The 12,006-nt window shown below is 44.2% G+C and carries 10 protein-coding genes and 1 riboswitch; of the genes, 1 reads left to right on the top strand and 9 read right to left on the bottom strand.

Annotated elements, in window-relative coordinates:
- Positions 1 to 27: 27 nt before the first annotated feature.
- The 9 genes from AM506_RS05190 to AM506_RS05145 form a co-directional block, all read right to left on the bottom strand.
- Positions 28 to 255, bottom strand: coding sequence for a hypothetical protein (locus tag AM506_RS05190; protein WP_060671434.1), 228 nt, complete (start codon positions 253 to 255; stop codon positions 28 to 30).
- 253 nt (positions 256 to 508) lie between these two features.
- The gene (locus AM506_RS05185) at positions 509 to 1,861 is read right to left on the bottom strand and encodes a hypothetical protein (RefSeq protein WP_060671433.1); all 1,353 of its coding nucleotides are present in this window, start codon (positions 1,859 to 1,861) and stop codon (positions 509 to 511) included.
- A 163-nt stretch (positions 1,862 to 2,024) separates the two neighbouring features.
- Positions 2,025 to 2,741 carry an anti-sigma factor gene (locus AM506_RS05180; RefSeq protein ID WP_060671432.1) on the bottom strand — a complete coding sequence of 239 codons (717 nt, stop codon included), beginning with the start codon at positions 2,739 to 2,741 and terminating at the stop codon, positions 2,025 to 2,027.
- The gene (locus tag AM506_RS05175) at positions 2,738 to 3,301 is read right to left on the bottom strand and encodes an RNA polymerase sigma factor (protein WP_060671431.1); all 564 of its coding nucleotides are present in this window, start codon (positions 3,299 to 3,301) and stop codon (positions 2,738 to 2,740) included. The genes AM506_RS05180 and AM506_RS05175 overlap by 4 nt, the downstream gene beginning before the upstream one ends.
- A gap of 193 nt (positions 3,302 to 3,494) precedes the next feature.
- Complete coding sequence (mreBH, locus tag AM506_RS05170; RefSeq protein WP_060671430.1) at positions 3,495 to 4,499, bottom strand: rod-share determining protein MreBH; 1,005 nt, start codon at positions 4,497 to 4,499, stop codon at positions 3,495 to 3,497.
- Between the two features lie 473 nt (positions 4,500 to 4,972).
- The gene (locus tag AM506_RS05160) at positions 4,973 to 6,631 is read right to left on the bottom strand and encodes a methyl-accepting chemotaxis protein (protein WP_060671428.1); all 1,659 of its coding nucleotides are present in this window, start codon (positions 6,629 to 6,631) and stop codon (positions 4,973 to 4,975) included.
- Between the two features lie 21 nt (positions 6,632 to 6,652).
- The gene (locus AM506_RS05155) at positions 6,653 to 7,630 is read right to left on the bottom strand and encodes a BMP family lipoprotein (protein WP_060671427.1); all 978 of its coding nucleotides are present in this window, start codon (positions 7,628 to 7,630) and stop codon (positions 6,653 to 6,655) included.
- 263 nt (positions 7,631 to 7,893) lie between these two features.
- Complete coding sequence (locus AM506_RS05150; protein WP_060671426.1) at positions 7,894 to 8,397, bottom strand: acyl-CoA thioesterase; 504 nt, start codon at positions 8,395 to 8,397, stop codon at positions 7,894 to 7,896.
- Between the two features lie 92 nt (positions 8,398 to 8,489).
- Positions 8,490 to 9,683: a NupC/NupG family nucleoside CNT transporter gene (locus AM506_RS05145; protein ID WP_060671615.1), complete on the bottom strand. Its 1,194-nt coding sequence runs from the start codon at positions 9,681 to 9,683 to the stop codon at positions 8,490 to 8,492.
- 145 nt (positions 9,684 to 9,828) lie between these two features.
- Positions 9,829 to 9,930, bottom strand: a riboswitch (purine riboswitch).
- 192 nt (positions 9,931 to 10,122) lie between these two features.
- On the opposite strand from AM506_RS05145, the gene AM506_RS05140 reads away from it, so the two are divergent.
- Positions 10,123 to 11,949 carry a solute:sodium symporter family transporter gene (locus AM506_RS05140; protein ID WP_060671425.1) on the top strand — a complete coding sequence of 609 codons (1,827 nt, stop codon included), beginning with the start codon at positions 10,123 to 10,125 and terminating at the stop codon, positions 11,947 to 11,949.
- The last annotated feature ends 57 nt before the right edge of the window (positions 11,950 to 12,006 follow it).

Here is a 12,006-nt window from a genome sequence, read left to right as displayed (position 1 = left end):
CCTGTACAGAAAACAGCTTTTTTCAAGTTAAAAAGTAAACGGCGGCCGCTTGGATACTTCATAGTATTGGAACCAGAACCTGAACTCGTCGAATAAAACAGGACCATCGAATGTGAAGTTCTCAAAGAAATCCTCGATCAGTCCGGCGTCGGCATCATCCATGATCCCTGTGACATAAAGGGGAGTCTTAAACCGCTTGTACAAATCTTCATATCCATAAAAATGAAACAAATCCTCTAATTGCTCCTCATTCATGTTATCACCTTCCTTACTAGTAGGGTTTCTTTTTCTTCTAAAAATATCCATAAAAAAACAGCATCGGAGGGGGCCGAGCTGCTTTAAGGTGTCAAGATGAAAGTGATGATTATGGACAAGAACTGAAAGAAATGGGCAATCGTACAAGCACAAGTAGTACAACCCTCATAGTATACATTATGTGAAGCCACTCCTTTCATTCTTCACACTGAGGGACGGACCTATAATAGGTCCGTCCCTCTCATCTTAAAGATTATTGTTTGTGGGAAGCGTATTTTTTCATTCCAAGGGTTGTACCACCCGCGATGATCAATAGTGCTGCAAGGAGGTATTCAAATGGGAATTCGTTGGTGTCAGCGGTTCCGCCCATACCCGTGTTCGGCATTTCTGAAGGCATGTCGGCTTTGAATTTGTCCGGGAATTGGTCAGCAAATGCACCTGATAAACCTTTCGCAGGGTTCAGCATATGTTCATATGCCATACGGATTCCATCCCATGCTTTTTCATAGTCGCCGGCTGCGTAGCTGTCGAAAGCACCAATCAGTTGCTCAACATGCATTTGAAGACCTTCTGCAAGAGCGTCAGACTCTAAACGACCGTCTGTAGCAGTTTCAAGGAATTTAGAGAATTCAGCGCGGTAGCCATCGAGATTCTTGATTGCTTCTTCTTTTGCGGCTTCATCTTCAGCACCCGTAGCCTTTACATAGTCCACGAAGAATCCGATATGTTTTGACCACATGTCTTTGAATTGGTTTCCTGCCTCTTCACCATATACAGATGCTATCGCTGCAGAAAGATCTTCCGTATTGGCATTCAGGGCATTGACGGAAGCATCGAAGTCTTTAGAACCGTCGATCCCATTTTGCATCGCCATCGTCGCTAGGGCAGCATGCTCTGTTAAAAGATGGTTAAGCGTGGATCGTAAGTCCGTTGCAGGAGTCACGGCCATCGTGTTTTCAAATTTATCGGGATATTGGTCTGTGATAGCACCGGATAGTCCTTTGGATACCATCGCCATATGTCCGATGGCTTCACGCTCATATTCATAAGCCTTTTCATAATCTCCTGCTACATAACTGTCAAAAGCACCGATGAGCTGATTGATATGCATTTGAAGTCCTTCTGCCAAACTATCGGATTTCAATCGTTCTCCCGTTGCTGTCTCAAGGAAGTTAGAGAATTCTTCTTTGTATCCTGATAGATTCTGAAGGGCTTCATCTTTTGCAGCCTGATCATCAGCACCCGTCGCTTTCACATAATCAACGAAGTATCCGATATGATTGGTCCAAATCGTGTTAAACTGATTTCCTGCTTCTTCACCATAAACGGAGGCGATCGCGCCTTTCAAATCGGCTGCGTTATCATTTAAAGCACCAGCTGCCGCGTCGAAATCTTCAGCGCCTTCTGCTCCGCGTCTCATGGCTTCAACGGCTAAGTATGCATGCTCTGTAAGTAAGCGGTCCAAAGAAGTTCTTAATTCCCCTGCCGGCGTATCCACTTTTGTCATAGAATGATCTTCACCATTATGTGCTGATACAGCACCTGCAGTTGGAATCAGTAGTGTCATACTTAATGGGACGGCTAAATAACTTTTTTTCATTTTCATAGTGGTATCTCTCCTTTTGGTTTTTTATATTTTCATAAAGCTAACGACAGAAGTTAAGAGATGGATCACTTTTTTTGAAACTTTTTTTTCTTTTCTTTTTAATCAGCATAAAAAAGCCCGGCAGTAAAGGACTGCCGGACGAGAATAATGGATGAAATTATATTTAAATATCGGAAGCTAACACGATATCGCCCTGAGGAAGCTGGCTATTGGCATCGGGTTCAAGAGTGATGGCCACTGTATCCCAATCCTTCTTCGTGAACTCTTCATTGAATTTGAAGACAACCGAACCTTTTCCGTCATTGCTCGTGACAAATGTACCGGCACGCTCAGGCTTATCATCTTTAATGAGCCATACCTGGTATACCTCTTCATTTGAAAGATCCTGCAGTTCAGAAGCCTGGACGACCATGCTTGTTTGTGCACCCTGTTTGATGATGCTTGCGGTTCCTTTGGCGTCTCCATTCACAGCAGCGAGATCCACATATTGTACGACCTGATCGATCGTTGCCTGTTCCACGACTTCATTCTGATCTTCAAGCTGTGTAAATAGATACGCATTGCCGATTAAAGATAAGGCTAATGCTGCCGCCACAGAAGGAAGGAACCATGCATTCTTTTTCTTTTTAGATAGAGGTTTTATGTCCGCGGTAGGTTTCTCTTCACCGAGAATGCCGGCCATCACACGGTCTTCCAGGTCCTTGGGAGGTTCGACGACATCAGATGCGAAAGGCATAAAATCCATTAACTGCTCCAGTTCATGAAGTTCCTCCTGACACTGGGGACAGCTCTTCAGATGTTTCTCAAATTGAGCTTTCTCGAGTTGGGATAAATGTCCGTTGTAGTAATCCAGTAAATGATCGCATTGTTGTGTGGTCATTCGAATGTACCTCCTTTCCCTTTTAGACACGTGTGTAAATGTTTCAGGGCTAAACGAATCCTTCCTTTGACTGTTCCAAGAGGAGTGTCTGTCGACTCAGCAATGGATTGTTGAGTCAATCCTTTAAAATAGAATAATTGAACGATTCTTTGCTGGTCATCCTTCAATGATTGGATACAATCCCTGATCGCGGTTCCTTTTTCCTTCCACTCCAGTTGATCGGCGGGAGTTTCATAGGTTACCTGAAGAGAATCTTTCTCTATATATTCAACAGACTCATGTTTCTTGCGTCTGCGTAACGCATCCAGGCAGGTGTTCCGTGTCATGGTCAATAACCATGATGAAAATTTCCCTTTGCTGTGGTCATATGGTGAATGTTTCTTCCAGAGCTTCATGAACACCTCCTGGATCACTTCCTCCGCGATTTCGCGGTCTCCAGTCATTTTATATGAAAAGGAATAAATCAATTTTTCATATTGCTGATAAAGCTGTCGTAATGCAGTCGAATCTTTTGCCAAAACTTGTTGATACAGTTCTATATCCTGACGGTCATTGGGCATGGTACGCTCCTTATATTTGACATATAAAATAAGAATACTAAACAACGGAGCGGAACTCAATTTTAATAAGCTAACGAGGGCAGTAGGGATTTGGATCACATATGTTTGGAAAAAATGTTAGTGGGGTATATAGATGAGTTATTGTTTTGGGTACAACAAAAAATCCCCCAAAGGAATGGGGGATGTCTGCTGCTTATTTTACTTTTTGTAGTTTGTGAATCACCGATAGGGAACGTCCTGTTCCGATGGCTACTGATTCAAGCGGGTTAGGTGCTAAGTGAACCGGTACAACGATTTCCTGGCTCAACCAATCTTGAAGTCCGTTTAATAGGGCTCCACCACCAGTCAGGATCACACCGCGGTCGACGATATCCCCACTCAGTTCAGGAGGACAATTTTCCAATGTTGCACGGATCGTCTCCAAGATGTGAAGGAGGGATTCCTTCAATGCATCCTGAATTTCGTTTGATGATAGTTCAATCGTTTTAGGAAGGCCTGTGACAAGGTCACGTCCACGAATATCCATCGTTCTTTCCTCATGGTCGATCAATGCCTGACCTACTTCGATTTTCACCATTTCAGCCGTTCTTTCACCGATCAGGAGATTATAACGTTTACGAACGTACTGGACGATATCTTCATCCATTTGGTCCCCGCCGATACGGATCGTGTTACAAGAAACGACACCACCGTAAGAAATGATCGCGACTTCCGTCGTTCCTCCGCCGATATCCACGATGACGTTGGCAACAGGCTCACCCACTGGAAGATCTGCACCGATCGCGGCAGCGACAGGCTCTTCGATAAGGGTAACGGATTTCGCACCGCTTCCTCTCACTGCATCCTGAATCGCTCTTCTTTCTACGCTTGTCGCACCGGAAGGAGTACATACGACAACAGTCGGCTTTCGAATAGAGAATCCAAGTTTCTTACTCGCTTTTTTCATCACTTGCTTCAACATTTCAGTCGTCACATCAAAGTCGGCGATCACACCATCTTTAAGAGGGCGAACAGCCACGATCTTTCCAGGTGTTTTCCCGATCATGCTTTTAGCTTCAGTCCCAACGGCGAGTACCGTTTTGTTTTCAGTGTCAATTGCCACAACAGATGGCTCATTAAGTATAATTCCTTTATTTTTACTATAAACAAGTATATTTGCAGTTCCTAAATCGATCCCAATTTCAGAGTTTGATAACATCAGTATTCCTCCAACTATAAGAATTCTACACAGTATAACCTTCTATACAGTATAGGAGATTTTCGGGGGTTATGAAGGTGGAGATATTTACCACCGACAAAATGTTACAAACTATGACAGATATGAAAGCGCTCCTCAAAAAATAAAACGTATCTACAGAGCCTTTTTGCATACCCCAATAAGTATAGAGGGACGGACCTCTACTTTTTGTTCGTTAAAAAAATTTAAACGTTCTGTAATAATCATAGGGGTGATTTTGACTAGTAAAATGGAGTTGTGGGGAGGAGGTGTAGGGGAATGGTGTGAGGTTATTGTCGGAAATTGGGAGTTGGTGGCGAATAGGACAGGTCGCCTGGGGCTCCGGAAGGGGGTATCAGTGGAATTTCGGATATCTCAGCGAAACGTCCATTCACCGCTGTTTCTCAAATTAACAAAAAAGAGAATGCCACATCATAAGGCATCCTCTCATTCTATTAAAGCGTAAAATGCTCCAATTCTTTCTTCATGTCGGACGTCATCTTATTTAATTCGCCCACTTGTTCATTCATACGTTCAAAGTATCGAAGCTGTTCTTCCGTGGATGAAGAAATTTCTTCTGTACCGGCGGCGGTTTCTTCCGTGATCGCTGAAATGTTTTCAACGGCGGCAATCACCTGATTGGTACGCTCAGAAGAGGCAAGCATTCCGCTCTCGAGCTTGGCGAGATTATCGAATATAGTAGAAACATTTCCAGAAATCTCTTCAAAAGCCTGCTCCGTCACACTCATAGAATCAACCTGCTGGGTGGAAAGGGTTTTCCCTTTTTGGGAAGCATCCATGATGGACTGAATACCCTGTTTGATATTCCCGACCATGCTGCCGATCCGCTCCGTAGCGACTGAAGAGTCTTCCGCAAGCTTCCGGACTTCCTGTGCTACAACGGCAAATCCTTTCCCGGCGTCTCCTGCCCGTGCGGCTTCGATCGCTGCATTTAATGCAAGGAGATTCGTTTGATCTGCAATTTCCCTGACCGCCTGGGCGGCATTCTCGATTTCCCCCGTATATTGGGCGAAGGATTCAACCGAATCCATGATGGAGGAAGAAGATTCGGCAATCATCTCGGCAAATTCCTGCTGCTTATTTAAGGAAGTTCGGCCGTTTCCGATAGATGTCATTGCGACTTTGCTACTTTCGGAAGATTCTGCACTCTGCTCGACATTCCGGGCAAAGTCATCACCCATCACAGCCATAAGGGAAGCGGTGGATTGAATATCCTCAGAAATCGATTGACTCCCTTTGGCGAGCTCCTCCGTGGAAAGAGCCACCTGATTGCTGCTTTCCGTCAGATTAGACATTTGAGAGCGGACATCCTGAGTGAATCTTTCTACATTGGATCCGATGTCATGGACAGATTGGACTGTACTCCGAAGATTTCCAACCATATGGTGAAACGCCGTTTGTAGCTTATCGACTTCGAATCTGCTGTTCTTTTCTTTAACTGAGTCGATTGTGATCGTTAAATCTCCATCGGCCATTTTTTCAGCATTTTCTACCATCCGGTTCAATGGCTTGACGATTCTCCTTGTAAGCAGGTTAGATGCCAATAGAGATAGGAAGACCGTCACAATTAAACCGATGATGGAAGCCCAGACGATGAATTGGATCCGACTCTTGTTTTCTTTTTGCAAATCCTGATACCAATCGCTTGTTTGTTTATTTAATAGATACATATCGTTCAGCACCCCTGAAATACGTATCGACTGCCGTTTGATCTCTGCTTTGTTCATTTCACTGAGAGCGGAATCCGAAGCCGACTTCAGTTCAGTGAATTTCGAATCTATGGAAGACAGGGTCTCCTTTTGATCTTTAACGGAAATGAGTTTCTTCAACTCAGTGATTTGAACCGTGGTTTCTTTCAATAAGCTTTCTACCATCTGTTTATTTTCTTCCGTGGAATTGACCGAGTAGTTCGAAAGGGCTTGTTTCGTAACGATGAGATCCCCTCGTAAAATTTCCGTTTCAAGCAGTACCTGCACATCTTCCTTTGCAGAATTCTGGAGTGAAATCAATTGCAAAACGATGTAGCCGATAATAATGGTCGAGAGGACAAGGGGGATCAGCCCCAGGATCAATAAACGTTTTTTTAGTGTCATGACTTTTCTCCTTAGATGAATTTATGGCAGGTTGACCGTGATATCTCCCGAGATGATCTTGCTTTTAGCGTCTTCCAGTTTCTTCGTCTCTTCTGGAGTCAGTCTGGTCACACGGATCGGGGCAAGGCCGACACCGTCTTCTTTAAGACCGAGTTCATAAGCATGCTGAGAGATTTTCCCTTCGGTAATAAGTTCTTTCGTTATATTAAAAACGGCGTTGTCGACTTTTTTGACCATGGAAGTGACAACAGATTTTTCGGCAATGAAATATTGATCTGAATCGACTCCTCCAGAAAGATTGCCTGCTTTTTGAGCAGCCTGGATGGCCCCAACCCCTGTAAAACCGGCAGCCGGGTAAATAAAGTCCACGCCCTGTTTCATTTGTTTTTCTGCAATCTGCCTGCCCAGTTCTGCATCACCGAAGTTATTGGCATTGTCTTTTAACACTTTAATAGAAGGATTGATATATTTCGCACCCTGTATATAGCCTTGTTCAAAGCGCGCGATAACCGGTACATCTGCTCCGCTGATGAACCCGATCGTCCCAGTCTTGGATTTCATCGCGGCAACCATACCGAGAAGGAAGCTTCCTTCATGCTCTTTAAATGTAATCGACGTAATATTTTCCATTTCTGAAAAACCGTCTATCAACAGGAATTTTTGATCAGGGTTTTCTGCTGCCACCTTTTCAAGAGCATCCTGAATCGAAAAACCAAGACCGATCACAAGTTCATGATCCTGTTCAACCAGTTCCTGAAGGGCATCTTCAAAATTTCCGTCAGGAGCTTCTCTATAATCGAATAAAATACCTAATTCGTCACGGGCACGTTCCAGCCCCCTGAAGGCGGAATCATTAAATGAACCATCCCCAAGCCCAGTGTCTGAGAGCAGGATTCCGATACTATGCTGTTTCTCTGTGCTGGTTTCTTCCGTCATAGGCGTTGAACACCCCGCCACAAAAAGCATGACAAGAAGAAACATACTGATTATATTCTTCAAACCGTAACCTCCAAATATGGTGATAATAAGACATATTAAATGTCCGTACCTCTGTATTATCGGAGGGACGGACCTATTTTTAAAGGAGATGTGGAAAAAAGCAGGGGGAATGGGCGTTGTCTTGTGGCGGAGGGGTAGTAATAGTAGGGTTTGAAAGGGTTTCGGACAAGAAGCGGGAGGGGGAGTTTGCGGGATGGGATATCGGCGAACACGAACTTTTCTGCACAAAAAAAGAGATGCTCATAACAAGCATCTCCAACCTTTTAATACGCTTTACGGAAAAATTCCGCCAGTTCTTCACTATGTTTTTTTCGTGCTTTACGGTGCTCGGCACGATTTTGGGCTGTTTCGTTCAGCCATTTCTCTTCTTCTGTTTCCGGCACGACTTCAGGAATGATCGCCGGCTTATTTCCTTCCAGGGCCACAAATGTTAAGAAGGAAATGGCAGCCACATTGGTTTCTCCTGTGAGAAGGACTTCAGAGGTCACTTTCACACAGATTTCCATGGAGCTGCGTCCCGTGTAGGTGACGATCGCTTCCAATGTAACGGCGTCGCCGACTTTAATCGGCTGAAGAAAATCGACGGAATCCGTGGAAGCCGTTACGACGGGCTTGCGGGCGTGACGGGTAGCGGCAATGGAAGCCACATCGTCTATATAGGCCATCAGTTTTCCACCGAACAGCGTCCCGTGATGGTTCGTATCGGGTGGAAGAACATGGGTCGTTTTACTCGTTTTCGTTTCTTTCATGGTCTTTTTTTCTCTCAATGGTTTCACCTTCCGTTGTCAATGTGAAAAAAGATTACTACCTTATACTATTCACTAAATGGTGCCGGGAGAAACATAAATGACGCAAAAAGTTATAGAAATATACTAATGATGATGGCTGTGATAAAGCTTGCGAGTGTCCCGGCAAGGATGGCTTTTAAGCTTAACTTGGACACCATCGGTCGTTGGGTCGGCTCTAATGAACCCAGTCCGACGATCAGCTGTCCGATGGAAGACAGGTTGGCGAAATTACAAAGGGCAACAGAAAGGATCGCCACGGTCTTGGGTGAAAGGTCACTCATCATTCCTGAAAGTTCTTTATATGCCACAAACTCGTTCACAGATAGCTTCGTCCCGATGATGGACGCTGCCCGGAATGCTTCATCCATCGGAATGCCGACGAGTAGGGCAAGTGGATAGAAGACATATCCGAATACGGTTGAAAGGCTTGTATCGACGAGTCCAAGCAGTCCATTTACAGCAGCAAGGATACCGATGAACGCAATCAGTAATCCACCGATATTAATCGCTAGTTGAGTACCACTCAGGGCGCCTTCGGATATAGCTTCAAATACATTCGTATGAGTGGTTTTCCCTAATGAAATATCTCCGTTCGTCCGGGATTCTTCTGTTTCCGGCTCGATGATCTTCGAGATGACAAGGGATACGATGGGAACACTGAATACAGAAAGAAGAAGAAATTTCATGTCGATCCCCATGAGTGAGTATCCAATCAGGATGGCACCGCTCGCTGATGCCGTTCCCCCGACCATGACGGCAAAAAGCTCGGACCGTGTCAATTTTACTAAGTAAGGCTTGATCAACAGGGGAGCTTCCGCCAATCCGAGAAACGAATTCCCGATTGCATTAAAGGATTCAACTTTTGTCGTACCAAGGATTTTCCCCAAGCCGATTCCGATATATTTCACGAAAAACGGGATGATCCGTAAGTAGTAAAGAGCTGAGATCAAAGCTGAAATGAAGATGATGGCGCCTAACACATTGATGGCGAACACGAATGAAATATTCGTCCCTTTTTCAAAAAATCCCCCGAACACAAACATGATTCCTTCATTGCTGTAATCAATGACTTTCTGGACACCAAGGGCGGCTTTCTTCAAGACCGTTTGTCCAAACGGAACCTTCAAAACAAAAAGAACCAGCAGAAATTCCAGGCAGATTCCGATGATGATCGTCCGCCATTGGATGGCTGAGCGGTTGCTGCTCAAAAGCCAAGCCAGAAATAAAACGCCAAGTAAAGATAAGATGCCATACACTAAACTCACACTATCAATCCTCCAAAATAGGTTCTTCATCGAATCCTCACGTTGATGTCGTATGATGTCAGACTTCTTAAAAAATAAATAAAAAAGTGCATGAAGACATTCTCTGATACACATAGGGAAAGTCTCCATACACTTATAGTCAGTATATAGCATGGACTTTCCTTATAGTCCGGCACTTTACGGCTGCCAGGTAGAGACTTATGGTCCATATCACCATAGATATATAAGGAATTCGTATGAAGTTATTTTTAAAATATGTTCTTTACTTTATCACAGGGTGAAAGCCCTCCACAACCGTTTTTTCAAAAAGAATTTGATGGAAAAACGTGGTGGTTCGTTTTAACTATTTTTAACAAAATTCCAAAAATAATAGTTTACTAGTATACCTTTTGGGGAACTTTCACAAACACATGTAATAAATTTGAAGGGAAGAGGATCGATGTTGGAGAATAGTTTGTTTTTTACAATTTTATCCTGTGTCTTTTTTATGGGATTGGTTGCGTGGGTTTCATACATAAAAACGAAGGGATCCCTGAATGATTCCACTGGTTATTTCCTGGCGGGGAGGGGGCTCACAGGAACGTTCATTGCCGGATCGCTGTTACTCACAAATCTATCGGCAGAACAGCTGGTCGGACTGAATGGACAGGCGTTCCGTACGAACCTGTCAAATATGGCGTGGGAAGTGACCGCCGCTTTCGCCATCATCATCATGGCATTGTATTTGCTTCCGAAATATCTAGGGAGGAGCTTCACTACACTGCCTGAATTTCTGAATCAGCGTTATGACAAGGGTGTCCGTCAATATACGACCATTCTCTTCATGCTTGGGTACGTGTTTGTAACGATCCCATCGATGCTTTATTCCGGGGCCCTTGCTGTCTTGAAATTATTCGATGTCCCTGAACTGCTTGGAATTTCCTACACTCAATCGATTTGGGTGATTGTATGGACGATTGGCATCATCGGCAGTATCTATGCTATTTTCGGCGGACTGAAGGCTGTGGCAATCTCTGATACGTTGAATGGCGTAGGATTGTTGATCATTGGGATTCTCGTCCCGATTTTAGGATTCTATGCTCTGGGGGAAGGAAACATCTTTTCAGGAGTGAAGGAAATTGCGACAAAGAACCCTGAGAAGCTTAATTCGATCGGGTCCGCCTCGGATTCCGTCCCATTTTCAACCATCTTTACAGGTCTGCTTTTTGCGAATTTATTCTATTGGGCTTCCAATCAGTATGTGATTCAGCGTACGCTTGGAGCGAAGAATTTAGCAGAAGGACAGAAAGGTGTCATTATTTCAGGTTTCTATAAACTACTCGTTCCCTTTATGATGATGCTTCCCGGAGTCATTGCATTCCATCTGTATGGTGATTCTTTGAAAAGTGTTGACTTAGCATATCCAGCATTGATAAATGCCGTACTGCCATCTTATTTAACTGGGTTCTTCCTGGCAGTGTTGCTTGGAGCCGTGCTAAGCTCCTTTAATTCATTGCTGAACAGTGCAGCGACGCTTTTTGCCCTTGATATTTACAAGCCTCAGTTCAATCCGGATGTGAGCGATCAGAAATTGATCACGATCAGTAAATGGTTCGGAGCGTTCCTGGCCGTCGTATCCATGTGTGTGTCTCCGCTATTGATTAATGCGACGGACGGATTATGGGACTTGATCAGACGATTCACGGGATTCTTTAATATCCCGATCATCGTGGTCCTGTTAGTGGGGGTATTTTCAAAACGGATCCCGGCATTAGCAGCGAAAACAGTCATCATCCTTCATGTCATCACGTATTATATGCTCGTGTGGGGTACTGGACATCTTTTCGGATACACCATCGATATCAACTTCATTCACATCTATGGGATTCTCTTTGTAGCGGAAGTGGCCCTGATGCTTGTGATCGGCTGGTGGAAACCGATGAAAAAACCGTATGAATACCGTTATAATCCGAAAGTGAACATGATGCCTTGGAGATACAGCATTCCATTATCCATCGTTCTGATGGCTTCAGTCGTAGAGACGTATTTCATGTTTTCACCGATTGGTCTTGCATATGAGTCAGCGGTCATTTCACCTTATTTCTGGCCTGCCACCGGAGGACTGGTTCTCATAACGGCAGCACTCATAGTCTGGTCGCTGAAAAGCTGGAACCAAAAATACAGAACATATTTACTCAAAAACAAAACATACAAACTGAATCGGACAAAAAAGTACTCCATTCAACCCAACCTGAACCCGATCTACTCAACCAAATTTCTGAAATAAAAAAGGGACGGACCTTCATTCCTATGACCTGGTCATAGGAATCGAGGTCCGTCCCTC

The sequence above is a fragment of the Rossellomorea vietnamensis genome (assembly GCF_001305855.1).
In the GTDB taxonomy this organism is placed as follows: domain Bacteria; phylum Bacillota; class Bacilli; order Bacillales; family Bacillaceae_B; genus Rossellomorea; species Rossellomorea vietnamensis_A.
This window is presented reverse-complemented; position numbering and strand designations above follow the sequence as displayed.